Genomic DNA, 23,364 nt, shown 5'->3' with positions numbered 1-23,364 from the left:
ACCAGCGCGTTCTTTCGGCGCTGTCGGGCCTTCCCTGCTTACGCGGCGGAAAGTCCCCGGAAAGTCCCTGGGACAGGCTTGAGAGTCCCCAGGATGTCCCCACCAAGCGCCCTTCATCAGGGTTGGTCACGGGCGGCTTCAGGGCCGGCCCTGCGGTCCTTGGACCGTCTCGGAGCACGTGCGGCAGGTCGGCGGCCAGTGCCGTCCTGTGTTGCACCGTCCAAAGGCGTCTGCCCATCGGCTGGATGGCGTCCCGCTTGGTGGTGTAGCCGATCAAGGCTGAGACGTACGCCTGGGGGCGTGCGCCGATAGGGATTCCGCTCCCTGCCCAGCAGGCGGGCCACCTCCAACTCTCCTTGGTGAACGGCCAGTTCAACCCAGGAGGTGCATGGTGGCCCTGTCCCGGTCTGACCTATTCCGCCTGCTGGAGTGCGCGTCCGCTGCGGCGAACCGGCTGGGGGCGTATCCGGGCTGATGGCCGTGGTCCTCCAGGACCCGGCGGGTCTCGGCGACGAGGTGGCCGATGCATTCGGGGGTGACCTCCAGCATGTCGGACAGCAGCTTCATCGAGCACACCTGCCGCTGGTAGAGGAGCGTGAGCATCACACGGGCGATCGTCGTCGAACAGCGGCTTGGCCCGCTGATCGCCGGTGGCGCGCCTGGCCCGGCCACGCGCTGCTCGCTGTAGCGTTCCTGGGACCGGGCGGCCTGCAGCGGGGCCGACTCTGCGCATGGATTCCCGAGTTCCGCGCTACTCAGTCCGGTCGGCCACCCCGCTTCGGCGTCCGGTCCGGCAGCAACGGTTCGATCCGCGCCCACTGCGCATCAGTCAACGGCACACCTGAACCAACGACCGACCGATCCAAACGAAACTGCCAGGGCGATCAGGGCCGCACGTGGCGCGGGAAGGCGCCGGCACCGCGTCCCGATCTCCTGCCGCCGACTGTGAGTTGCCCGGTCAGGAACCGCCGGGTATGGCTGGACAGATGAATCGAGGACGGGTAGACAAGCACCCGAGGCCCCTGGCGAACACGCGGAATCTGTCCGGTCGTTCACTGGACAGATGTTGTTTGCAATTTGTCCCGACGTCACAGATGGGATTGATGTTGCATACAGGATGACCTTCTTCGTACTGCTGCTCGATTCGAACGAGTGCGCCCGTCGCTGAATCGGTTGTGGAATTTCACATTCCGAACCGGCCGGGACGTGGAGTACCTGTTACTCAACGGGTCTGTCCGATCCGCAATGGGAGATCTTCTGACCGCTGGTTCCGGCGGTCAAGCCCGGTGGGCGACCGGCGAAACATACGCGGCGGGAGATCCCCGATGCGCTGTCGCAATGGCTGCGGGCCGGCTGTGCACGGCGACTGTTGTGTGCGCCTGATCATGGCAAATGTGCAGTTCAAGCACGTGGTCAACAGCCGCGGACCTGTCCGTCAAGTACAAGGAGACGGCCCGGCGCGGGCTGGCGGTGAACATCATCGAGTGCTGACGCCGGATACGCCGCTCACGCACCATGGATGCAGGGTGTGTCTAAGGCGCGCCGTGCAGCGCGGTGCACAGATCGATCCGACCGCCACCGGACGCCGGGTCAGGTGCCGGTGAGGTCGGACAGGAGCGCGGGCAGGAGGCGTTCCTCCATGACCGCGCTGCCCGACGCCTCCATCGCGAGGGCCAGTCCAGGGTCCCAGGGGCTGGCCGCGGGCGGTCCCGCGAGCGGTGTGGACTCGCCCTCGCCGAGTGCCGCCGTGTAGTCGGCGGCGGTCATCCGCCAGGGGCGGGCATCGTGGCGGGCCACGGCGCCCGCGGTGATGCGCAGGCCGGCCCAGTCGAAGTCGGCGCGCCAGTGCAGCCGGGCTCCCGCGCGTACGGCGTCACCGAGCAGCTTGTGGCAGGCGGCGGACGGGACACCCTCGGTGCACACGAGGGCCGCGGCGGTGTCCTGGAGTTCTCCGGCGGCAGCGCGTAGCACGGCCGGGTTCTCGCAGACGAAGACGATGCGGGCGGCGGGGACGACGGGGTCGGTGGCGAGCTGGTGGAGGGTGAGCCGGAAGGGGATGCCGAAGTCCGCGGCGTCGCGCAGCCAGTCGCAGACCACGGTGTCGCCCTCGGCCCCGATGTTGAGGACGAGTACCTGGCTGGCGAGGTCGTCGGCGATGGCCCCGGCGCTCTCCCACAAGGCGCGCCGCCCGGCCCGGTCGCGCGGTACGGCCGCATCGTCGCCGGCACGCCGCGCGAGGGCGCGCAGGACGAGTTGTTCGAGCGGGGTCCCGGGGACGAGGGCCTTGGTGTCACCGGTGGCCCACTCGGCGAGGACCGGCAGCGGCAGGGCGCCGACCGCAGGTCCGGGGATCCGTTCCCCGTCGTCGGCCATCCTTTCGAGGACACGTACCGCCGCGTCGAGGAGCGGCGCGTCCCCACGCCGTACGAGACGGGTGAGGGTGCCGTCGGCGGCGATCCGGTCCAGCCAGGCGGCGAACCATCCCTGCCCGGCGAGCCGGCTGGAGTGGGCCGACGTCAGAGCCTGCTCCCGGCGGGCCTGCTCGTCGGCCCGTTCGGCCGGCCGGTCCCGCAGCGGGCCGTGCAGCCGGCCGAGGGTCTGGAGGAGACCGGTGCCGTAGCGGTCGTACAGATACCCGTCCAGGTCGCGCAGGGGTATGGCGAGACGCTTGACGGTCTCGGGCCGGTAGCGGCCGGTGATGCCGATGACGGTGCGGCGTTCGGCCTCGCCGGGCGCCGTGAGCCCGATGTCGCCGTCGAGCGCGCCGCCGGTGCGCTCCAGTCTGCGGCGGGCGGCGGCGAGCAGCCGGGTCCATCCCTCGCCCCGCAACTCGTCGTATCCATGGCCTTCCCGCCGCTCAGCCGACAACCTCGGCCTCCTCGGGAGTCGGGACGCGCCGGGTGCCCGGAGAGCCGAGAGCCGCGGTCAGATCACCGGTGTCGTCGGCCAGGAGCCGGTCGCCGTCCCAGACGAGCAGCAGGGCGGAGACGGTGTGGTCGACGGCGGTGTGCGCGAGGTCGTAGTGGGCGGCGGCCGGCACGGAGGCGTGGGCGGCCCACAGGTCGTAGCCGGTCATGAACAGGTCGAGGTCGAACTGGGCGGCCAGCGACATGAGTTCGCCGCGCCCGGTGTCATCCACTCCGGCGAAGGCCTCATCGAGGGCGAGCAGGCGCGGGGCGTGCGGGTCGGCGGAGTTGAGCATGGCGTGCGCGGCGGCGAACAGCGGCAGATGCAGCGACACCGACTGCTCACCGCCCGACAGCCGGCTGTGCCGGGCGCGGGTGAGCCGCTCCTCGCTCTTGTCGGGACGTACGAGCTGGAAGGCGAAGTGCCGCCAGCTCCGGTAGTCGAGGACCTCGGCGAGCAGTTCGCGGTAGGGCTGGTCGCGGTGGCGGGCGCGGGCGGTCTTGATCTGCGCGGCGAAGTGCGTGCGCACCCGGGCGAGACCCTCGGGCCCGAGGCGGGCGGCGTCGGCGTCGAGGAGGGCGCAGACGCCGCGCTGTTCGTCGTCGAGGTGGTCGGCGAGCAGCCAGCTCACCCCGACCGTCGTCCCCGAGGACATCGTCCGCCTGCGCATGTCGGTGTTCATGCGCCGGATCAGGTCACGGGCGTCGACCGTACGGTCGTGGATCTGCTGGGCGAGCCGGGTGAGCAGGGCGTCCTCCAGGATGCGCTGCTCGGACTCGGAGAGCAGTTCGGCCTGGTCACGGCGGTGGGAGGAGATCTTCTGCGCGAAGGCCGCCACGGGCAGCGGCCCCTCCTCGTCGGCCACACGCACGAGGATGACCCCGTCGGAGCCGTCCCATTCGGGCCGGTAGTCCTGGCCGGCGGCGGCGAGCTGCGCCTGCAGGTCCTCCAGCGCCTTGGTGAGCCGGGTGACGGACTGCTTGACGCTGCTCTCGGTAGGGGTCAGGTCGCGCGTCGCGGTCAGGACCGCCTCGTGTACGGCGACCACGGCCGGCGGAAGTGCTTCCCCAGCCCAGTCGGCCTCCTGAGCGGGCCAGGCGAGGTGGAGCGGGCAGCGCAGGATGTCGAGGAGTTCCCGGGCGGCGTACGGGCGAAGGCCGCGGGCGGTGTCCTTCTCCTCCGCCGCGGCGACCACCCCGGCCTCGGCGGCGGCCGTACGGCGGGCCCCGGCCGCCGCGGTGTGGGCGATCGCGGTGTGCTGGGCGGTGCGGGCCGCCTCGGCCTCCCGGACCAGGGCGTCGATCCCGTCCTCGGTCTCCCGCACCTGGCGCATCACCTCCTGGGCCTCGGCCCCGACGGCCTCCTGGAGGGCCTCAAGGCCCGCGGCCTCCTCGGCGTGCCGGCGGCGCGCCGCGCGTTCGGCGTCCGCCGCCGCCTCCTCGTCCTCGGCCGCGGCGCCGAGCCGGTCGGCGGCGGCCTCGGCCGCCTCGCGCTGGCGGGCGTGTTCTCGGCGGCGGGCAGCGAGTTCACGGACCGCCGCTTCGAAGGCGCGGGTGGCGGTCTCGACGGCGTCGACACGTTCGGTCTCGATGGCGTGCTCGGCCGCGGTACGGCGCAGGACGCGCTCGGCGACCGAGCAGGCGGCCACCGACTCGTCGTACGAGCCCTGCGCGGCGTCGGCGGCGTCGCGGGTGGCGCGCAGCCTCGCCGCGGCCCGGTCGAGCTCGCGCAGCGCCTGCGTGATGCCGGTGGTGCGAGGCAGGGCGGCGCGGGCGGCGGCGTACGCGTCGAGGGCGACGTCCGTACGGGCCTCGGCGCGTGCCGACTCGTCCAGTTGAGCGAAGAGTTCGGCCAACAGCGCCTCGCAGGACGCGATCCGGGCGGCACGCCTGCGGGCGCGGGCGGAGGCGCCGACGTACTCCGCGTGCTCCTTGGTGTGGGCGCCGACCAGGACACCGGCCGCGTACCGGCCGTCGGGGCCGATCTGCGGGGTCCCGGTGTCGAGGTCGCCGGTGACGGCGACGGAGCTCAGCACGGCGGTGATCCGGGCGGCCGGGATCGCCGCGCCGCCCTCCGGGTTCACGGGGTCGTCGGGCCTCAGGAGATCGGCCAGACTCGGGCCGCTCACCGGGGTGCCGGCGCGGAGGTAACCCTCGCTGTACCCGGCCGCGACGGGGTCGTCGTCGGCGGTGACGAGTGCGTCGAGGAGGCCCGACGCCTCCAGAGCGGCCTCCAGATCAGCTCGTTGACGTTCCGTCAGTTCGTCGTCGAAGTCGACGAGTTGCCACAGCGGAACGCCGTCACCGGACGACCGGTCGGCGGTGCGACCCCGGGCCGGGGGCGGAGCGTCGTCGTGTTCGGCTGCGATCCGGTCGCGTTCGGCCTCCGTCTCGGCGCGGCGGCGCTCGACGTCGGCGCGCCGGGCGCGCAGGGAGGCGAGGGTGTCCCGCAGTTCCTGAACCGCGGTCGCGGCCGCCTCGGTGAAGGCGTCGGCAAGCGTGACCGCCTCCGCCTCACCGGTCAGTTCGAGGGCATGGGCCAGCAGGCCGCGCCCCTCCTCCGGCAGCAGCCCGCCGTGCGTCTGCACCCACTGGCCGAGCGCCGTACGGGCCTGTTCGCGGGCGGATTCGAGATCCGACTCGGCGGCGGTCTCCGCGGTCTCGGCCGCGGTGACGGCTTCCTGCGCGCGGTCCAGGGAGATCCGGGCGAGGTCACGGGTCTGCTCGGCGCCGCGTGCCGTCTGCTGGGCGGCACGGACCGCCCGGACGCCCTCGTGGCGGGCGGCGGCGAGCGCGGCGGAGCGGTCGGTGAGCCGGGCGGGCTCGGCGTCGGCCGGGGTCCAGGGGAGGCCGGCGGTGTGGGCGTGGTCGGCGACGGCGGCGGCGTCCCGGGAGACGGCGGCGTCGAGTTCGGCGGCGAGCCGGGCGGCGTGTTCGGCCTCGGCGCGGGCGCGGCCGGTGGCGGCTGTACGGCGTTCGCGTTCGGCGGTGGCCTGCCGGGCGGTCTGCTCGCAGGTGCGCACCAGGCGTTCCAGGTCGGCCAGTTGCTCGACGGCCTGGTAGGCGGCGGAGGAGCGCAGCTGGTCGAGACGGGCGCGCTGGGCGGCGAGCGCGGCGTCGGCCGACTCGGCGCGCTTCTCGGCGGCGGCCTGCTGTTCCCGGGCCGCCGCCAGGTCCGCGGTGGCGGTGCGGAGCGCGGCGGCGCGCTCGGCGGTCTCGGTACGGCGGGCGGTGAGCCGGTCCGCGGCGCTGCGGGCGTGAACCCGCAGATAGGTGGAGTAGCTCGCGAGGAAGGCGCGGGTGGCGTCGTCGGCGGCGGCCAGCCCCTCCAGGGTGCGCTGCACGGACTCCATGTCGTCGAAAGAGCGCGCCGCCTCGGCGATCAGGTCGTCGTCGAGGGGGCGCAGACCGGCGGTGAGGGTGTCGGAGAGCTTGGCCGGGTCGAGGTTCTTGGCGAGCTGCGGGCGGCGCAGGGTGAGGATCAGGGTGAGCAGTTGCTCGTACCGCTCGGGCCCGAGGCCGAACAGGCGCCGGTCGACGGCGGCGCGGTAGTCGGCCGTGGAGGTGATCGGCTCGCGTCCGAGTTCGGCGGCGAGCTGCTTCCTCGTCATCGGCCGGTCGTCGTGGGTGAGGAGGGAGAAGTCCTCCCCGACGCGGCCTTCGGCGACGAAGTGCCAGCGGGCCGGTGTCTCGCGGTGGCGCTGGGCGTGCAGCCCGATGCCGCAGGTGACGGCCTCGCCGGTCTCCCGGTGGGTGAACTCGATCCAGACGTAGCCGAGCGCGCTGTCCTGCCCGCGGAAGAGCAGGTTGGACTTCATCGTGCGGTCCTCGGCGGCGAACGGGTTGAGCCGCTTGGGATCGATACGGCCGTCGAGAACGAAGGGGAAGAGGACTTCCAGGGCCTTGGTCTTCCCCGACCCGTTGGGCCCGCGCAGCACCAGCCAGCCGCCCGCGAAGGAGAACTCCTCGTCCCGGTAGTCCCACAGGTTGACGATCCCGGCACGGGTGGGGACGAACCGGGCGGAGGGGATGGGGGCCTGGGTGGGAGCGGGGGTGCTCACGGAGTCGGGTCCTCGGCGGTTTCGTTGACGGTGTCGTCGGCGAACAGGGCGGATCGGGACGGCGGTTGTGCTGCCGTACGGGTCTTCACGCGGGCCGTGACCCCCCGGTAGCGGGCCAGCAGCGGAAGGGCGAGGGCCCCGCCGTCGACCCGGGCGATCAGCGACATGGCGGCCAGCAGGTCGAGGACCTGGCCGAGCAGCCGGTCCGGATCGCCGCGCAGATCGGCGGCGAAACCCGCGCCGTACTCGGCGATGATCTCCTTGAGTCTGCCCCGGAGCCAGGAGTCCGTGACGAAGGGATACCTGGTCTCCCCCGGTACCCGCCCCTCGTCACCGGACGCCTCGTACGCCGGCTCCTCGTTCACCGGTTCCTGGTCCCGCTCCGCGAGTTCGGCGACCAGCCCGCGCGACGGCAGGGCCGCGTCGATACGCAGGGCGCGGGCCGCGAGGCGTTCGGCCGCGGTGGGCGCGGGCAGTAGTTCGAGGGCGTGCCGTCCCGGGCGCTGGGCGGCGGCGCTGATCCGGGCGGCCAGGAGCAGCGCGGCCTGCGCGACCGTCCCGCCGCCGGGAAAGCGGATGTCGGACAGCCTGCCGGAGGTGTCGACGAGGGCCACGCCCTCGGCCCGCCGCTCCACCGTCAGCCCGGTCAGCCGCTCCAGGTCCTCGGCGAGGGCGGGGGCCCGCAGCTGGCCCAGGAGTTCGCTGTCCGCGTCGGCGTAATACGCGACCGGGTTCTCCAGCACCAGCCGACGGGCCCGGCGGGCCTGGTCACGGCGCTGCGCGGCCCGCCCCGCGGACAGGCCTAGCGCGCTGCCGGAGTCGAGGAGCGCGGTGACCGAGGTCAGGTGCTGCAGGACGCGGGTCGGGTGGTGGACGGCGAGGAGGATCTCCCGGTCGATGTCGTACAGGGCCTCGGCACGCTCGGGGTCGCCGGCCCAGGCGGTGGCGGAGCCGTCGGCGAGGGTGAGCGCGCCACGTTCGGTGAGCCAGGTGACGGCGTCGACGAAGGCGTCCCGGTCGGGCTTGCGCGCGGTGTCGAGCCCGAGCCCGTCGATGCGTACGGCGTCGGCGGCGACCGCGTCGGCCAGCTCGCCGAGCGCCACCTGGGCCCCGTGGCGGCCGAGGGCGGCGAGGGTGAGGACGAGGTAGGCGTAGCGGCGGCGGTCGAAGGGGCGGCCCGCGCGGGTGAGGGCCGGGCGGGTGGCGTCCAGACTGTCCTGGGCGCGCTGGAGCCGGGCGGTGTCGGCGGTGGTGACGAGCCGGTGGCCGAACGCCTCCATCAGGTCGGTGCGCAGCTGCTCGGTCCAGCGCCGCACGGTTGCCAGCGCCGCCTTGTCCGGGTACCCCGGCGTGATCAGCGGGTGCCGCAGGACGAGCCGTACCGCCTTCTGGTAGTCGCCGAGTTCGAGCGGGGAGACGCCTTCGGCGACGCGGCTCATGCGGCGCCCCCGCCCATGACGCGGCTCATGCGCCTCATACGACGACCTCGCTCATGCGGTGACCTCCAGGCGCAGCCCGTCGAGATGGAGACGCCCCCGCACGGTGTCCACGGTCGTGGAACCCTCGGTGGGGGTGAGGGTGAGCCGCACCCCGTGGGCGGAACCGGAGGCGGCGGTGACCCGTCGGCTGGCGGGGACGCGGGCGGCGAGGGCCACGTCCAGCAGGGCCAGCAGGGCCCGTGTCTCGGGCTCGTCGAGGGTCCGCCCGTACACCCCGTCCGAGGCGAGGGAGTGCGCGGCGCCCCGCCGCTCGGCCTGCTCCCTGAGCTGCTGGGCGCGCAGCAACGCCCGCCGGTCGTCGTCGCGTTCGATGCGGCCGGGGCCGTGCAGGGCGGGGGTGCGGCCGGACTGGACCAGGGTGCGGGCGAGTTCGACCGGTTCGGCCTCCCACCAGGACGTACGGGACGGAATCTGCTCGGGGTCGGCGTACGGGACGGCGATGTGGCGGGGTGCGCCGAGCCCGAAGACCGCCTGGAACAGGGCGTGCGCGTCCTCGTCGCTCTCGCAGGAGGTGAACCACTGGGCGAGATGGCGAAGTTGGCTCTCCCGGCTCACCCCGCCACGGCGCGCCTCGGTGACCCGGCGCAGCAGGGCGAGGACGGAGCGGATCGCGGTGACGGTGGCGTCCTGCAGCCGCTCGGTCTCGCTGTGCTCGCGCTCCGCGAACCAGTGGACGATGCCGTCCCACCGGTGCCGCCAGTCCGCGAGCCGCTCGGCGGGGCTGCGGAAGAGCCGCTCGTCGGCCTCGGCCGCGTACTCGATCATGCGTTCCACACCGGTGGCCGCCGCCTTCTCGACCGCCTCGGCGAGCAGCGGTGCGTAGCGCCCGAGTTCGGCGGTGAACTCCCGCATGTGCGCGAGGAGGGTGTCCTTGTGGGCCAGGAAGACCTCGGGCCGGGTGTCGTTGGTGCGCGCCAGGTCGCCCAGCATGAGGTAGAAACGGGCGGCGCGCTGCGCCATCTCGTTCAGCACGGAGTCGAGACGGCCGAGCTTGCGGTACACCTCCTCGCCGTCGCCCGCGGTGTTGGCCTCGGCCAGGGCGCGCAGGTCGCCGAGGATGTCGGGGAAGACGAGACGTGAGAGCTGGGCGTCCTCCAGGCTCGCCCCGAGCACGTCCTCCACCGCCCGGTACGCCCGGTATCCGGCCTGGGTGAACTGGTACACATAGTGCCGGTTGCGGTACTCGGCGAGATTCGCGGCGCGCGTCCCGTCGTACGACCGGTCCAGGACCTGCCAATCCGCGAGCGCGTCGAGCAGCGGCTGCACACCGGCCGCCCCGCCCACGGCGCCCGCCGCGGGATGGTCGGCGGCGAGCCGCTCCAGCAGCCCCACCAGGTCCGACGCGTGCAGCAGCACCTGGTAGTTGGCACGCCCGCGGTCGAAGGCCCGCAGCAGCCACAGATACTCGTGCCGCTTCTCGGCGGCGGCGAAGTGGAACAGCCGCAGCCGGTCGTCGACGGAGAACGCGTCGATACCGAACGCGCCCTCGTCGACGGACTCCGGGGCGTCGGGCGCCTGGGCATATGCCTCCAGGGAGTCGCGCCCCGGGGCGTCGGGCTCGTCGCTCACGGATCCGGCTGCTTCTTCCTCGCTGCGGCTCGACACACGCTCGTCCTCGTCCCGGCCCGACCGCCGGGACTCGCACCAGTCTGCCGCACTCACGGCGGTGCGGGTAAACCGCTCCCCCGGCCCGCACCCCTTGTGCTACTTTGCGCGCTTCGCGCTCCCCCCGAAGGGGACCGCCGACCGATGTATCCAGGAGGCGGACCGCCCCTCACACGGGCATGCCCGTCCGCCGGCGAACGCGCGATCCGGACGCCCAGCTGCCGTCCCCGCGGCACGGGCACCCGCAGCGCGTCGGTCACCAGCTCGGAGAGCACCAACTCAGCCGACTCCAGGGCGCCTTGGCAGACGCCCCAGCCTCCGAGTACGGCATGTAAGGCGGCCCGGGACCTCGGCGCGCTTCGACGGGACCGGGACAGCCGGAAGGTGACTTCGTCCGCGCTGGGGTCAAGCGTCTTCCACCACTACGGGGTTCCACCGCTGAGCGGCTTCATGGGAGTCGCCAGACTTCCGGCCACGTCTGCTGGTCCGAGCCTGATTGCAACGGCCGGTGGCCCCTAGACATGCCAAAGTCCCAGGCCAACATCGTGATCAACAGCCGTCCGCTTGTCCGTCAAGCACAAGGAGACGGCCCGGGGCGGGCTGGCGGTGAACATCATCGAGTGCTGACGCTGTCAGGTCCGGGCCAGCAGCACGTCCTCCCCGGTTGACGGGCGCAGGCCGTCGGTGCGGCCGGTGAAATAGCGCTCGGCGTGTGAGGCGCCCGGGATGTGGTGGGCCTCCTCGAAGCCGGCCTCGTGGGCCAGGGTCAGCATCTCGTCGGGGGTGTAGAAGCTGAGGAACGGCGTGCCGGATGCCCGGGCGCCCGCCTCGCTCGCCCTGAGGCCGGCGCGGTCGCGCCGGTCCACCAGGTGTTCCGGCAGCAGGAAGGTCAGGGCGAGGGTCGAGCCGGGTGCCAGCCGGGCGAGCCGGCGCAGGGTGGCCGCCGTGGCCTCCTTGGTGAGGTACATGCTGACGCCGGCGGAGGCGACCACCGCCGGCCGGCCGTGGTCGAATCCGGCCGCGGCGAGCTGCTCCGGCCAGGTTCCCGCGCTCGTGTCGAAGTCGACCGGCACCAGGTGCAGCCGGTCGGGGACGCCGTAGCCGAGTTCGGTGAGGCGCCGGCGCTTGAAGTTCTGCGTGCCGGGCTGGTCGACCTCGAAGACGTGCACCCGTGACGCGGTCTCCGGTCTGCGCTGGGCGAAGGTGTCGAGGCCGGCGCCGAGGAGGACGTACTGGTCGACGCCCCGGTCCGCCTGCTCGGCGACCAGGTCCTCGATGAAGCGGGCGCGGGCCACCATGGCGGCCCGGAATCCGCGGGTGGCCTCCGGGTCCATGTCCGGGCGGTCGCGCCAGCCGTCGCCGGGGTCCACGAGCCGCAGACCGATCTCGTCCTCCAGGACGTGGGGCGGTGGATCGACCTGGACATGCATCGCCCGCCACAGGGCGCACCGCACGGCGGTGTTGCCCGGGGTCCCGGTTCGCTCGTCGGTCACGGCGCTTCCCGTCCCCGTCACTTCGCCGCGAGGGCCTGGAGGCTCCACAGCCGCCCGTCGGGGTCGCGGACCGTCATCATCCGGGTCCCGAAGTGCGTGTCCTCGAACGGCGTGACCACCTCGACGACGGGATCGGCGCGGAACGCGTCCGCGTCCGGCACCTTCAGCACGATCTGTGTCTGCGGCTCGCGGTCCTCGGGGACCTCGGCGATGAACACGTACGGCCCGTCGCCGTTGCGGAACTGGCCGGAGTTGTGGTCGGTCGCGAACTCCAGCTCGTAACCGAGCGCCTGGAAGAACTTCGCCGCCCTGCCCCAGTTGTGGGTCTCCAGGAACACGGCCTCGATGCCTTCGGTCGCCATGTCAGCTCTCCTTCTCGGTCGACTGCTGTTCCTGTCCATGGGCGTCGTCGAGGTAGGCGCGCAGCGCTTCTGCGACCAGCGCCGACAAGGACATGCCCGACTCGATGGCGCGGTACTTGACCTGCTTGATCAGTCCGATCGGCAGGTACACGTTGAACTGCTTGACATCCTCATCACCCACCCTTCGAGGCTAGCATGCTAGCAATCTAGCCGCCAGCGACGACGGACCGCTCGACGGCCGGAAAGTGGCTGATGTTCCTCCGGGGGCTACCGCGCAGTAACCGCTCGCTCCTACGCTGCCGCCAACTCGGCGACAGCAAAGGGGAGTTGAGCAATGGGTGTGGTGAGACGGCTGGCGGCGCTCGTGGGCGCCGGCGCTCTGCTGATCATGGTGCCGGGCAACGCCCACGCGGCGGCGCCGAAGTTCTCCGAGACGACGGCGATCGGGACGCACAACGCGTACGACAAGGCCAAGTACACCTACTTCGCACAGGCGCTGGACTCCGGCGCCTCACTGCTGGAGCTGGACGTGTACGTGGACAGCATCAGTCACCGCTGGCGGGTCAGCCACAGCAATCCGCTGGGCAACGACAACAACTGCGAGGCGGCGAAGACCCCGGGCGAGCTGTACAGCAAGAGCCGCAACCAGGACTTCGGCAGCTGCCTGGACAACATCGCGGCCTGGAACCAGCTCCACCCCGACCACCCGCCGATCGTCTTCAAGATCGAGATGAAGGTCGGCTTCAACAACAACGCCGGGCTCGGTCCGGACGAGTTCGACACGCTGGTCCGCCAGAAGCTCGGCAGCAGCGTCTACAAGCCGTCCGACCTGCTGGGTTCGTCGTACTCCACGCTGGACGCGGCGGCCAAGGCCAACGCCTGGCCCAGCCGCGACTCCCTCAAGGGCAAGTTCCTCTTCGAGGTGATCCCCGGCACCGTGGAGATGAACAACCCCTTCGACCACTACTGGACGGACCAGGAGTACGGCGACCACCTGCGCGACCTGTACACGGCCCGGAACATCGACCAGGCCGAGGCCTTCCCGGCGGTGCTGGGCGCGGCGGGCAGAGACCCGCGCTCGACCCGCTGGACCTCCGACACCTCGATCCGCCCCTGGTTCGTGTTCTTCGACGGTGACGCGGCAACGTACGTCAACAACGGCTACGACACGTCGTTCTACTCCACGAACCACTACATCTCGATCATGACCGACGCCTCCAACGTCTCCCCCGCGATCTCCTCCACCAACCCCACTGACGCCGAAGTCGCCGCCCGCCTGGCCCTGTTGGCGAAGAACCACGCGAGCCTCATCACCTCCGACTGGTCGGCGAAGCCGGCCTCGGTGCTCAGCGAGGTGACCACCCGAAGCTGAGGTTCCGGATGCCGGCGCAGGGGGCACAACCCCTACATGCTGCACGGCATTGACGTAAGCGCCTTCCAGTCCTCCGCGTACGACACGGACGGCCTCTCCTTCGTCTTCATCAAGGCGACGGAGGGCCGTTCGTACGTCAATCCCCGGCTCACCGCCCAGACCAAGAGGGGCCGCGACGCCGGACTGGTCGTCGGCTTCTACCACTTCCTGTGGCCCGGCAACATCACCGCCCAGGCCGAGTACTTCGTCCAGCACGCCCCGGAACGCGCTGGCGACCTCCTCGCGGTCGACTGGGAGACCACCGGCGACGGCACCCACGCGAGCAACGCGGAGAAGGACCACTTCATCCGTAAACTGAAGGAACTACGGCCGCACAACCGGGTCGTGCTCTACACGAATCGCGATTTCTGGCTGAACATCGACAGGACCTCCTACGCGGGCGACGGCCTCTGGATCGCCGACTACGTCACGGCCGGCCACCCCCGCATCAAGGCCAAATGGCGGTTCCACCAGTACACCAGCACGCCGCACGACAAGGACGTGGCCGCCTTCTCCAGCAAGGCCGCGCTGAAGGAGTGGGCTGGCAGCACATGACAGTTCACCGACTCGCCGAGTCCTCGTACCTCGCGTGAAGGCGCTTCGCCGGTGGATCCTCGAGGTACTGATTCAGCACGTCGAAGGTCTGTAACTCCGGCGGAAGACGCTCGTACCAGGCGAGGCCGTACGCGTTGCAGTTGGAGCAGACCAGCCCACGCACACACTTGCCGCAGCTTCGCCTACCCGGACAACATGCGTGGTCATGGTCGATGTGCAGCGTGCGCACGCCGGAGTCGGCCACTCTGCAAATCGCGCATCTTGCCTGCTGGAAGTCCAGGAGTAGATCGACGAACTCCCTTGTCGCGTTGTAGTGGCTGAGCCGGACGCGCTCGGCGTTGCACGGTTTGCAGTACGGCCGTGGGACCCCTGAGGCATTGAGCGTCGAGTACGCGGATACGGGCTTGGCCGCGCCGCATCCGCGACACTCGACAATTCCGCGTCGCACCATCTCCTGCACGACGCCGTTACCCCTCTTGTGTCGGAGTGGGGAGAGCGGCTGCCCCTTCTTGTACTGCCGATAGTGCCCTGTGCAGAATCCGTAGGCAGATACCGCTCGTACACAGCCGTCGAACGCACACGTCCGGACCTCGGACGGTGCCCGATCACCGTTGATGGCGGTGAAGGTTCTGCCCCTCCGACGCTGTGCGTAATGGGTCCTGCACAAACCTTTGGTCATCGGGAAACGGTCGGAGGACCGGTCACAGGACCAGCCATCTCCACGTGCCTTGCACGTCTCCACACTGCCCTCCCCAGGCACAGCCGCAGATTGCCACCGTGCCTGTCAACGAGGCAGCCGAACGCTCGTTACGCGCACAAACGGACGAATCTCTGGCCGGCAGGCGTGTGCAGGAGGGCCAGCGTGGTCGTCTCAGCCCCGGAAGTCCGCCGGGCGTTCCGGGGAGGCTGCCGTGAGGGCCTTCTTCACTCCCTCCACGTCTGCGCGGAGGCCGTAGACGGGGGTGCCGGGCTGCTGGCGCCAGGAGTCGTCGAGGCCGCCCGCGTCGACCGTGTCGAAGCCGAGCTCGTCGATCAGGGCGCGGACCTTCGCCTTGGCCGCCTCGTCGTCGCCGGCCACCGGCAGGGCGATGCGCTCGGGGTCGCCCGCGGGGCGGGGGCGGTCCAGGATGTCCTGGGCGTAGGTGCCGTTGAAGGCCTTGATCACCGGGTGGCCGAGGTGCTGCTCGGTCCAGCGGCTCTCGGTGCGGCCCTCGTCCTCGATGCCGGCGATCCGGCCGTCGCGCTCGCGTGGGTAGTAGTTGCCGGTGTCGATCACCGCCGCGCCCTCGGCGGCGCCGTCCAGCAGGCCGGAGGGAAGGTTCGGGACCGCCTTGAGAGGGACGGTGACGACCACGACCTCGGCGCCCTTGGCCGCGTCCTCGGCCCGGACCGCGGTCGCTCCGGTCTCCTCGGCCACTGCTTTGAGCGTCTCGGGGCCTCGGGAGTTGGCCACGGACACGTCATGACCGAGGGCGGTGAGCCGCCGGGTGAGGTTGCCGCCGATGTTCCCCGCGCCGATGATGCCGATCTTCATGACAGGCCCTCCGGGATGATTGTATGCGTGTGCATGCGTCTGTGGCAGGCGACAACTCCTTGGGCGCGGGCGCTATTCCGTCGTTGCGCCGATCAGGTGAACGCGTGCGATCATCGGGCGCAGGGTGCATTCGGTGGCCGGGGACCCGATGGTGGGGGGCGCGGCGGCGGCCGTCGATCGTGCATCTGCCCGCCACCGGCGGCCGTCACCGCTCGCCGCGGGTGGCCGTGGAGCTGCTCGGGGTGGAGCTGGAGGGGCGGCGGCCGGGGCGGACGCGATCGTCACCTCGCTGCCGGACACCCTGATGCCGTACATCTGCGGGGCGGCGGCGCTGCGCGCGCTCCACGGCGGCCGGGGCGCGCCTGGACGGTGGCGCCGCCGGTGGCCGCCGGCGGGCTGTCCCGCGTGGCCTTCGCGCATGACGAAGGGGGCCCTCCCCCGGCGGGAGGGCCCCCTCTCGGCGCGTCACCTGTTCAGGTAGGTCCAGAACTCGTCGAAGGACAGAACCTTGTCGCCGTTGAGGTCCCGCTGCTTGATGATGGCCTCGGCGACCGACTCCGTGACGTTCCAGTCACCCTCCTGAGCCAGCGCGGACTTGAACTCGGCGGCGGTGATGAATCCGTCACCGTCCGCGTCGATCCGCTGGAACTGCTTGCGTGCTTCCTCGATGTCCGCCACCGATCCGCCCCTTTTGGTCGTGTTTCTCATGCCGTGCTGGCGTACTGACGCTGGTCAGATTAACGGCCCGGCCAGGCCTTCAGTGCCGCGACCACCCAGCCGAACTCCTCCTGGAACCTCGGGGGCTCCTGCTCGCCCTTGATCGCGGCGGCCAGCTGCCGGTAGCGGGCGACCTCGTTGCCGAGGTCGATACGGCGGAGCACGGCCGCGCGGTCGGTGTCCGCGCCGAGCAGTTCGGTCAGTACGGCGTCCGCCTCGGGTGACTGCGGGGTCACCCCGCGTTCCCGCGCGGCGCCGACCAGCTCCACCAGCCGCTTGAAGAACATCGCCGAGGCGCCCGCCGGGGTGTCCGGGGTGCGGTCGGCGGCGTTGAACTCGATCATCCGGCGCATCGCGGCCCGGAAGTCCGGGTTCTGCAGCAGTTCCGCCAGCTCCACCCAGGCGTCGACCTGCTCCGGGGTGGGGTCGTCCGGCAGGCTCACGCCGATGCCGCGGGTTCGCTCGCGGATCCAGGGGTCGGCCGTGTCGAGCCCGTGGAAGATCTCCTCCACGAAGTCGTCCACGATCCGCTGCCGCTCCGCGGCCGACAGCCGCGCCAGTTTGTTCATCAGGGTCATCTCCTCCGCCGTCGAGCCTCGTCGGGCGACCGTCGACAGCACCGCGCGGGTCACCCTCAGGGACCGGATCTGCGCGTCCAGGGCCGCGACGTGCGTGGCCGCGACCTCGGCGACCGTCCGCTCCCCGGCCAGCACCTCGCGTACGTCGTCCAGGCCGAGCCCCAGCTCGCGCAGGGTGCGGATCAGCTCCAGGCGGGCCACGGCGGCGCTGTCGTAGAGCCGGTAGCCGCCGGAGGACCGGGTCACCGGGGTGAGGACGCCCTCGTCGGACCAGTAGCGGATGGTGCGCACGGTCAGCCCGGTGGCCCGGGCCAGCTCGCCGATGGTGAGAAGTCCGGTGCCGTCTTCGGTCATGTGGGCGAGTCTGGGCCTTCCAGTGGGTGGAGACTCAAGGAGTCACGCGCCGCGCGATGCCGGCTGACCGGGCGTGGCGCGTGGCGTGTGGATCACCGCCCGATCGTCGGCGTGGCCAACGGCCCCGGCCTCAGCGGAAGATGCCGGTGTGGCCGAGCGAGTAGCGGCCGGGCTGCGGGTAGACGGCGAGGCCGTGCGGGCCGTTGCCGACCTTGATGCGGGCCAGTTCCTTACCGGTCTGCGTGTCGATGGCGTACACCTCGGCGTTGTAGCGGCCGGACAGCCACAGCACCTTGCCGTCGGCGGAGACGCCGCCCATGTCGGGGCTGCCGCCGCCGGGCAGGTGCCACTTCTTGGTGAGCCTCTTCTTGGTGAAGTCGAACAGGGAGATGGTGCCCTCGCCCCGGTTGGAGATGTACATCTCGCGGGAGTCGCGGCTGACGTAGAGGCCGTGGGCGCCCTTGCCGGTGTAGAGGAAGCGGGGCTTGGTGAACTTGTCGCCGTCGAGGATCCACAGGCCGTTCGCGACCATGTCGGCGATGTAGAACAGCTTGCCGTCCGGGGAGATCTTGACGTCCTGCGGCATGGCGCCCTCGTACGGCAGCCGTTCCTCGCGGACGACCTTCATCTTCGCGGTGTCGACCTTGAGGATCTCGCCGCTGAACTCGCAGGAGACGATGAAGTAGCGTCCGTCCGGGGAGAAGTCGGCGTGGTTGACGCCGTAGCAGCTGACCGGCACGGCCTTGACGACCTTCATGGTGTGCGCGTCGCGGAAGACCAGTTGGCGGTCCCTGGAGGCCATGACGACGGCGTACTTGCCGTCGGGCGTGAAGTACAGGTTGTACGGGTCGTGCACGGCGACCGGCTTTCCGGCCTTGCCGGTCTTCGGGTCGATGGGGGTGAGGCTGTTGCCGAGGTCGTTGTTGACCCAGAGGGTCTTCAGGTCCCAGGAGGGCACGACGTGCTGGGGCTGGTGGCCGACCGGGATCGTGTCAATGACCTGGTAGGTCTTCGGGTCGATGACGGTGACGGTGTCGGAGTTGGTGTTGGGGACGTACACCCGGGAGGGGAAGTCCCTGACGACCGGGGAGAGCTGGTTCGGACGGTCGGCGGAGTAGAGGTCCTTGGGGTTCTCGACCGGGGGCATCCCGGGCAGCACGTTCACCTGCCGCTTGCCGTTGCCCGGCTGGGCCGGCGCCTTGCTGACCAGGGCCTCGTTCCGGTCGTGCTGAGGCCCCGAACTGCACGCGGAGAGCAGTGTCAGGGCGGTGAGGGCGGCACCGGCGGCCAGCAGGCGCGCGGGTTTCGTGGTTCGCATCAGCTCAGCAGCTCCGTGGTGGTGACCGCGCGCAGTCCGCGACGGTCGAGTTCGGGGAGGAGGTCGGGCAGGGCGGCGGCCGTGTCCGGGTACCCGAAGTGCAGGCTCACGACCGACCCGTTCCGCACCTCGGCGAGAACCTTGCGGGTGACGGCGGCGGCGCCAGGGCGGGTGTAGTCGAGCGAGTCGACGTCGTACGAGAGCACATGCGGGTAGCCGGCGGCGCGGGCGAGCCGGGCGACCAGCGGGGAGGCGGTCGGCGAGCGGGAGGGGCGGAACCAGGTGCCGATGGAGCCGGTGAGCCGCTTCAGCCGGTACGCGCAGTCGCTGATCTCCTTGCGGGCGTCGGCCTCGGCCATGCCGTTGATGGAGATGTGCCGCTGGGTGTGGTTGCCGAGGTCGTGACCGCCGTCGAGGATCCGGCGGGCGATGTCCGGGTGTTCGTCGAGCCAGGTGCCGACTGCGAGCACGGTGAGGCGGGCGCCGTGCCGCTCGGCCGTGCCGAGCAGGGAGTGGGCGAGGCCGGGGTCGCCCTGGCCGTGGAAGGTGAGAGCGATCCGGGGGCGGGTGCGCGGGCCGTGGGTGATCTGGGCGGGCTGACCGGGGTAGGCGCGGGGGGCGGGGGCCGGGTGGGTGCCGGACGGGGACGGGGACGCGGAAGGGGACGCGGAGTCCGGGGCGTTGGGCGGGGCGGCCTGGCCTGCGCCGCAACCGGCGGCGAGCGCACCGCCGGCGACGAGCCCGGCGCCCGCGCGCAGCACCCCGCGTCGGTTGGTCGTGGTCACCCGCACCATTTAAGGGGCGTTAGGTAAGAAAACCGCCGATTAGCCCGAAAGGGGTACGACTTCGGGTCGCCGCGGGTGAATGCCGTTCTCTCGCTAGCGGTCCACGACCCGCATCTCGAACCACGTCGTCTTGCCCCTCGGCAGCAGGTCCACGCCCCACCGGTCCGACAGCCTGTCCACGAGGAAGAGGCCCCGGCCGCTGACGTCCATCTCCTGGACCGGCATCAGGCAGGGCAGGCCGCGCGAGGGGTCGCGGACCTCCACCCGGATCCAGCCGGGGCGGCGGCGCATCCGGAGGCCGAAGACCCGGGCGCCGGTGTGCCGTACGGCGTTGCCGACGAGTTCAGACACGAGTAAGACGGCGTCCTCGGTCAGCTTGGGGGTGAGCCGCCAGGTGCGCAGCACCACGACCTGGGCGAGCCGGCGGGCGGTCGCCGCGGACTCCGGGCGGGACGGCAGCGGTACCTCCGCCTCCGTCGGGTTGCCGAACAGTTCGAGCGCTTTGAGCGCCTGTTCGTCCTCGACCGCGGGCGACCAGCGAGCCGCGGCCGCACGGCTGTGTCCCCGCGGCTGTTCGATGCCCTCCAGCCCCGCCATGCCCCCATGATGGCGGTCCGGAGCCGTCTTGGGGGCCGTTCCGGAGGAATACGCCCCCTGTACGCCCCTGTTCTCCGCCGATCGAACGGCATATGCCGACGTCATGTCACCGGCCGGTACAGCCCGGTGACCTGCGAAGACGGCTCACTTTCGGCAACCGTCAGGCTCCCTCGACGAGGCAGGCTTAAGGTTGCCTTAAGGCTCCCATAAACCGCCCCATCGAGGGACCCGGATGAGACGACGCGTCAATTGCAAGTTCCCCCGCGGGAGTTACGGGGAAGTTCACACCGCTGACGCTCAGCGGAACTTGGCCTTGCCGGGGCCCTCCTCCACGAAGCTGCGCATGCCGATCTCGCGGTCCTCGGTGGCGAACAGGCCCGCGAACCAGTTCCGTTCGACGGCGAGGCCGGTGTCGATGTCGGTCTCCAGGCCGGTGTCGACGGACTCCTTCGCCGCGCGCAGGGCGATCGCCGGGCCCTGGGCGAGCTTCGCGGCCCAGGCGTGCGCCTGCTCGTACACCTCGGCGGCCGGGACGACCCGGTCCACCAGGCCGATGGCGAGGGCCTCGTCGGCCTTGACCTGACGCCCCGTGAAGATGAGGTCCTTGGCCTTGGACGGTCCGACCAGCCGGGGCAGCCGCTGGGTGCCGCCGGCGCCCGGGATCAGGCCGAGCAGGATCTCGGGCTGGCCGAGCTTGGCGTTCTCGGCGGCGATGCGGTAGTCGGCGCACAGGGCCAGCTCGCAGCCGCCGCCGAGGGCGTAGCCGGTGATGGCGGCGACGACGGGCTTGGGGATGCGGGCCACGGCCGTGAAGGAGTCCTGCAGGGCGCGGGCGCGCAGGACCATCGCGGTGTGGTCCATGTTCTGCATTTCCTTGATGTCCGCGCCCGCCGCGAACACCCGCTCGCCGCCGTAGATCACCACGGCGCGCACGTCGTCGCGGCGCGTGGCCTCCTCGGCGAGCTCCTTCAGCCGGTCCTGGGTGGCGACGTCCAGCGCGTTCATCGGCGGGCGGTCCAGGCGCAGGGTTCCGACGCCTTCGGCGACTTCGAGATTCACGGTCATGGAGGCAGGTTAACGGGCACTAACGGCAACGGACCCGGTGCCGTACCTCACAGCGCCGGGTCCGTACGTCGGTCAGGGTCTACTTCGTCCAGTCCGCCCACGACATGTTCCACCCGTTGAACCCGTTGGCCGGGTCCACCGTGCGGTCGTGGGAGTTCTTCACGACCACCACGTCGCCGATGATCGAGTGGTTGAACATCCAGGCGGCCGGGGTGGAGCTGTCGTAGCCGCCGCGCACGTCGCGCAGGCCGACGCAGCCGTGACTGGCGTTGTAGTTGCCGAAGGCGCCGCCGCCCCAGTAGTTGCCGTGCAGGAAGGTGCCGGAGGTGGTCAGGCGCATGGCGTGCGGGACGTCCTTGATGTCGTACTCGCCGCCGTAGCCGACCGTCTCGCCGTTCATACGGGTGACGGTCAGCTTCTCGCTGATGACCATCTGGCCGTTCCAGGTGTCGTAGCCGGGCTTGCCGGTGGTGACCGGGATGGTCCTGATGACCTTGCCGTCCTGGGTGACCTTCATCGTGTGCTTCTTGGCGTCCACGATGGAGACCTGGTTGCGGCCGATGGTGAACTTGACGGTCTTGTGCTGCTTGCCGTAGACGCCGTCGCGGCCCTCGACCCCGTCGAGGTTCAGGTCCACGGTGACCTTGGTGCCTTCCTTCCAGTACTGCTGGGGGCGGAAGTCCAGGCGGTCGTTGCCGAACCAGTGGCCCTCGACGTCGAGGGCGGGCTCGGTCCTGATCTTGACGGCCTTCTCGACGGCGTCGGGGTGGGTGATGCCCCGGGTGAAGTTGATGGAGAACGGCATCCCGACGCCGACGGTGGAGCCGTCCTCGGGGGTGAAGTAGCCGAGGAAGGAGTTCTTCGGGGTCAGGGTGGTGAACGTGGAGTCCTCGGCGGCCTCGCGGCCCTGGGAGTCCTTGGCGACCGCGTGCACGGTGTACTTGGTGGACGCGGCCAGGTGGGTCGACGGCGTCCAGGAGGTGCCGCCGCCGGTCATGGTGCCGTCGACCGTGGCGCCCTTGGCGTTCTTGACGGTGACCTCGGTCAGCTTGCCCTTGGCGACACTCACCTTGAGCGCGCCGCTGGTGTCGACGCCGGTGGCACCGGACTTGGGCGAGACGGTGACGGCGGCGGTGGACTGCTGCTTGCCCTGCTGGGTGCTGGAGTCCTTGCCCTTGCCGTCCGAAACCTTGTCACCGCCCCCGCCGCACGCCGCGAGGGAGAGCACCAGGGCGCCGACTATGAGCGCCAGCCCCTTGCGGCCTCGCCGCCCCGCCACCGACGCCCCCGATATTGGCCGCGTTTTCAAGTTGTTCTCCCCTCGCCGGGCCAGGTCAGGCCCGCTCCCCGCCACACTGGTGCGCGCATATTAACCGCCTGGTTTTGAGCGAGGTGTCAGGCGAATGTCACCGTTCCGTCGCAACTTCCGCCCGCACCGCCGCCCGAACCCGGGCCCCTCACCTGGTTACTTCACCGCGCTACCGGCTTTCCACTCCTTCCAGGTCATGTTCCACCCGCCGAGGCCGTTGTCGGGTGCGACGGTCTTCTCCGTGCTGCCCATCACTTCGACGACGTCGCCGACGAGACTGCGGTCGAAGAACCAGCCGGCGGGGGTGGCCGAACTGCCGCCCTTGACGTCCCTGAGGCCCACGCAGCCGTGGCTGACGTTGATCCGCCCGGGGGCGTCCGGCGACCAGTAGTTGCCGTGCACGAAGGTGCCGGAGTCGGTGAGCTTCATGGCGTGCGGCACGTCGGGGATGTCGTACTCGCCGCCGAAGCCGACCGTGCGGCCGTTCATGCGGGTGACGTCCAGCATGTCCATCACCACCATCTTGCCGTTGTACGTGGGGTTCTGCGGGGCGCCCGCGGTGATCGGCACGGTGGCGAGCAGCCGGCCGTCCCGGCGTACCCGCATGGTGTGCGTGGCGGCGTCGACCAGCGAGGTCTGGCTGCGGCCGACGGTGAAGGCGAAGGTCTTGTCCTGCAACCCGTAGACGCCGGGCGCCCCTTGGACGTCCCGCAGGTCCAGGTCGACGGTGACCTCGGTGCCGGGCTTCCAGTACCGCTCGGAGCGGAAGTCGAGACGGCCGGCGCCGAACCAGTGCGGGCGGATCTCGACGGGGGGCCGCGCGCTGACCCGGACGGCACGTTCGACGGCGGCCCGGTCGGTGATCCTTCGGCTGAAGTCGATCGAGACGATCATGCCGGTGCCGACGACGGCACGGCTCTCGGGGGTGACGTAGCCGATGAACCGCTGGTCGGGGGCGAACGTGGTGAAGGTCGTGTGCCGGGCGGAGCGCCGGCCGTCGGAGTCCAGCGCCACGACGTCGACGGTGTACTTGGCGGCGAGCGCCAGCCGGTCCTCGTCCGGCCGCCAGGTCCGGCCGTCGGCGCCGATGTGCCCGGGCACCGGGGAGTCCTGCGCGCCCCAGGGCCCCGGCGTTTGCCTCGGATGTCTGGTTGATCATGTGATGCCGTAGAGGGCGAGGACGCGGTGGCGTTCGGTGTGGGCTCGGCGTCCGGC

At 71.1% G+C, this 23,364-nt stretch carries 19 protein-coding genes and 1 pseudogene; 2 read left to right on the top strand and 18 right to left on the bottom strand.

Annotated elements, in window-relative coordinates:
• Positions 1-372: 372 nt before the first annotated feature.
• From ACIBJF_RS29910 to ACIBJF_RS29875, 8 genes are all read right to left on the bottom strand, one after another.
• Positions 373-606, bottom strand: coding sequence for a hypothetical protein (locus ACIBJF_RS29910; protein ID WP_399178310.1), 234 nt, complete (start codon positions 604-606; stop codon positions 373-375).
• Between the two features lie 984 nt (positions 607-1,590).
• Complete coding sequence (locus ACIBJF_RS29905) at positions 1,591-2,868, bottom strand: TIGR02679 family protein (RefSeq protein ID WP_399178308.1); 1,278 nt, start codon at positions 2,866-2,868, stop codon at positions 1,591-1,593.
• Positions 2,858-6,967: a TIGR02680 family protein gene (locus ACIBJF_RS29900; protein WP_399178307.1), complete on the bottom strand. Its 4,110-nt coding sequence runs from the start codon at positions 6,965-6,967 to the stop codon at positions 2,858-2,860. The genes ACIBJF_RS29905 and ACIBJF_RS29900 overlap by 11 nt, the downstream gene beginning before the upstream one ends.
• Entirely contained in the window at positions 6,964-8,406 is a 1,443-nt protein-coding gene (locus tag ACIBJF_RS29895; RefSeq protein ID WP_399178305.1) for a TIGR02678 family protein, read from the bottom strand. The genes ACIBJF_RS29900 and ACIBJF_RS29895 overlap by 4 nt, the downstream gene beginning before the upstream one ends.
• Before the next feature lie 51 nt (positions 8,407-8,457).
• Positions 8,458-10,035 carry a TIGR02677 family protein gene (locus ACIBJF_RS29890; protein ID WP_399178303.1) on the bottom strand — a complete coding sequence of 526 codons (1,578 nt, stop codon included), beginning with the start codon at positions 10,033-10,035 and terminating at the stop codon, positions 8,458-8,460.
• A gap of 668 nt (positions 10,036-10,703) precedes the next feature.
• Complete coding sequence (locus tag ACIBJF_RS29885) at positions 10,704-11,564, bottom strand: class I SAM-dependent methyltransferase (protein WP_399178301.1); 861 nt, start codon at positions 11,562-11,564, stop codon at positions 10,704-10,706.
• Positions 11,565-11,581: 17 nt separating this feature from the next.
• On the bottom strand, positions 11,582-11,926 hold the full coding sequence (locus ACIBJF_RS29880; RefSeq protein WP_399178299.1) for a VOC family protein: 345 nt from the start codon (positions 11,924-11,926) through the stop codon (positions 11,582-11,584).
• A gap of 1 nt (position 11,927) precedes the next feature.
• Entirely contained in the window at positions 11,928-12,107 is a 180-nt protein-coding gene (locus tag ACIBJF_RS29875; RefSeq protein WP_351810396.1) for a CopG family transcriptional regulator, read from the bottom strand.
• A 153-nt stretch (positions 12,108-12,260) separates the two neighbouring features.
• Here ACIBJF_RS29875 and ACIBJF_RS29870 point away from each other — a divergent pair, with 153 nt between their 5' ends.
• Both ACIBJF_RS29870 and ACIBJF_RS29865 read left to right on the top strand, forming a co-directional pair.
• Complete coding sequence (locus ACIBJF_RS29870; protein ID WP_399178298.1) at positions 12,261-13,298, top strand: phosphatidylinositol-specific phospholipase C domain-containing protein; 1,038 nt, start codon at positions 12,261-12,263, stop codon at positions 13,296-13,298.
• 36 nt (positions 13,299-13,334) lie between these two features.
• Positions 13,335-13,892 carry a glycoside hydrolase family 25 protein gene (locus tag ACIBJF_RS29865; RefSeq protein ID WP_399178296.1) on the top strand — a complete coding sequence of 186 codons (558 nt, stop codon included), beginning with the start codon at positions 13,335-13,337 and terminating at the stop codon, positions 13,890-13,892.
• Positions 13,893-13,896: 4 nt separating this feature from the next.
• On the opposite strand, the gene ACIBJF_RS29860 is transcribed toward ACIBJF_RS29865, so the two are convergent.
• From ACIBJF_RS29860 to ACIBJF_RS29815, 10 genes and pseudogenes are all read right to left on the bottom strand, one after another.
• Positions 13,897-14,343 (bottom strand): endonuclease domain-containing protein, encoded by a 447-nt coding sequence (locus tag ACIBJF_RS29860; RefSeq protein ID WP_399178393.1) that lies wholly within the window; start codon positions 14,341-14,343, stop codon positions 13,897-13,899.
• Positions 14,344-14,763: 420 nt separating this feature from the next.
• Positions 14,764-15,426: an NADPH-dependent F420 reductase gene (locus tag ACIBJF_RS29855; protein ID WP_399178294.1), complete on the bottom strand. Its 663-nt coding sequence runs from the start codon at positions 15,424-15,426 to the stop codon at positions 14,764-14,766.
• Positions 15,427-15,891: 465 nt separating this feature from the next.
• Positions 15,892-16,104 (bottom strand): EF-hand domain-containing protein, encoded by a 213-nt coding sequence (locus tag ACIBJF_RS29850; protein WP_399178392.1) that lies wholly within the window; start codon positions 16,102-16,104, stop codon positions 15,892-15,894.
• Between the two features lie 59 nt (positions 16,105-16,163).
• Positions 16,164-17,075 (bottom strand): MerR family transcriptional regulator, encoded by a 912-nt coding sequence (locus ACIBJF_RS29845; RefSeq protein WP_399178292.1) that lies wholly within the window; start codon positions 17,073-17,075, stop codon positions 16,164-16,166.
• 130 nt (positions 17,076-17,205) lie between these two features.
• Positions 17,206-18,393 carry a hypothetical protein gene (locus tag ACIBJF_RS29840; RefSeq protein WP_399178291.1) on the bottom strand — a complete coding sequence of 396 codons (1,188 nt, stop codon included), beginning with the start codon at positions 18,391-18,393 and terminating at the stop codon, positions 17,206-17,208.
• On the bottom strand, positions 18,393-19,187 hold the full coding sequence (locus ACIBJF_RS29835) for a polysaccharide deacetylase family protein (RefSeq protein ID WP_399178289.1): 795 nt from the start codon (positions 19,185-19,187) through the stop codon (positions 18,393-18,395). Before ACIBJF_RS29835 ends, ACIBJF_RS29840 begins: the two co-directional genes overlap by 1 nt.
• Positions 19,188-19,271: 84 nt before the next feature.
• Positions 19,272-19,775 (bottom strand): ATP-binding protein, encoded by a 504-nt coding sequence (locus ACIBJF_RS29830; protein WP_399178287.1) that lies wholly within the window; start codon positions 19,773-19,775, stop codon positions 19,272-19,274.
• Between the two features lie 297 nt (positions 19,776-20,072).
• Entirely contained in the window at positions 20,073-20,840 is a 768-nt protein-coding gene (locus ACIBJF_RS29825) for an enoyl-CoA hydratase/isomerase family protein (RefSeq protein ID WP_399178286.1), read from the bottom strand.
• Between the two features lie 79 nt (positions 20,841-20,919).
• A complete protein-coding gene (locus ACIBJF_RS29820; RefSeq protein WP_399178284.1) occupies positions 20,920-22,149 on the bottom strand; it encodes an Ig-like domain-containing protein in 1,230 nt (409 codons plus the stop codon).
• 156 nt (positions 22,150-22,305) lie between these two features.
• Positions 22,306-23,265, bottom strand: a pseudogene (locus ACIBJF_RS29815) (Ig-like domain-containing protein); the annotation flags it as partial.
• Positions 23,266-23,364: the final 99 nt, after the last annotated feature.

Source organism: Streptomyces sp. NPDC050743 (assembly GCF_044456925.1).
Taxonomy (GTDB): domain Bacteria; phylum Actinomycetota; class Actinomycetes; order Streptomycetales; family Streptomycetaceae; genus Streptomyces.
The sequence above is the reverse complement of the archived record's forward strand: the minus strand, read 5'-3'. Positions and strand labels throughout refer to the sequence as shown.

What these genes read in the sequence shown, in the direction of transcription:
- ACIBJF_RS29860 (WP_399178393.1), bottom strand. Translation starts at nt 14,343, where the DNA reads ATGGTGCGACGCGGAATTGTCGAGTGTCGCGGATGCGGCGCGGCCAAG.
- ACIBJF_RS29855 (WP_399178294.1), bottom strand. Translation starts at nt 15,426, where the DNA reads ATGAAGATCGGCATCATCGGCGCGGGGAACATCGGCGGCAACCTCACC.
- ACIBJF_RS29865 (WP_399178296.1), top strand. Translation starts at nt 13,335, where the DNA reads ATGCTGCACGGCATTGACGTAAGCGCCTTCCAGTCCTCCGCGTACGAC.
- ACIBJF_RS29870 (WP_399178298.1), top strand. Translation starts at nt 12,261, where the DNA reads ATGGGTGTGGTGAGACGGCTGGCGGCGCTCGTGGGCGCCGGCGCTCTG.
- ACIBJF_RS29825 (WP_399178286.1), bottom strand. Translation starts at nt 20,840, where the DNA reads ATGACCGTGAATCTCGAAGTCGCCGAAGGCGTCGGAACCCTGCGCCTG.
- ACIBJF_RS29835 (WP_399178289.1), bottom strand. Translation starts at nt 19,187, where the DNA reads ATGGTGCGGGTGACCACGACCAACCGACGCGGGGTGCTGCGCGCGGGC.
- ACIBJF_RS29840 (WP_399178291.1), bottom strand. Translation starts at nt 18,393, where the DNA reads ATGCGAACCACGAAACCCGCGCGCCTGCTGGCCGCCGGTGCCGCCCTC.
- ACIBJF_RS29880 (WP_399178299.1), bottom strand. Translation starts at nt 11,926, where the DNA reads ATGGCGACCGAAGGCATCGAGGCCGTGTTCCTGGAGACCCACAACTGG.
- ACIBJF_RS29845 (WP_399178292.1), bottom strand. Translation starts at nt 17,075, where the DNA reads ATGACCGAAGACGGCACCGGACTTCTCACCATCGGCGAGCTGGCCCGG.
- ACIBJF_RS29830 (WP_399178287.1), bottom strand. Translation starts at nt 19,775, where the DNA reads ATGGCGGGGCTGGAGGGCATCGAACAGCCGCGGGGACACAGCCGTGCG.
- ACIBJF_RS29895 (WP_399178305.1), bottom strand. Translation starts at nt 8,406, where the DNA reads ATGAGCCGCGTCGCCGAAGGCGTCTCCCCGCTCGAACTCGGCGACTAC.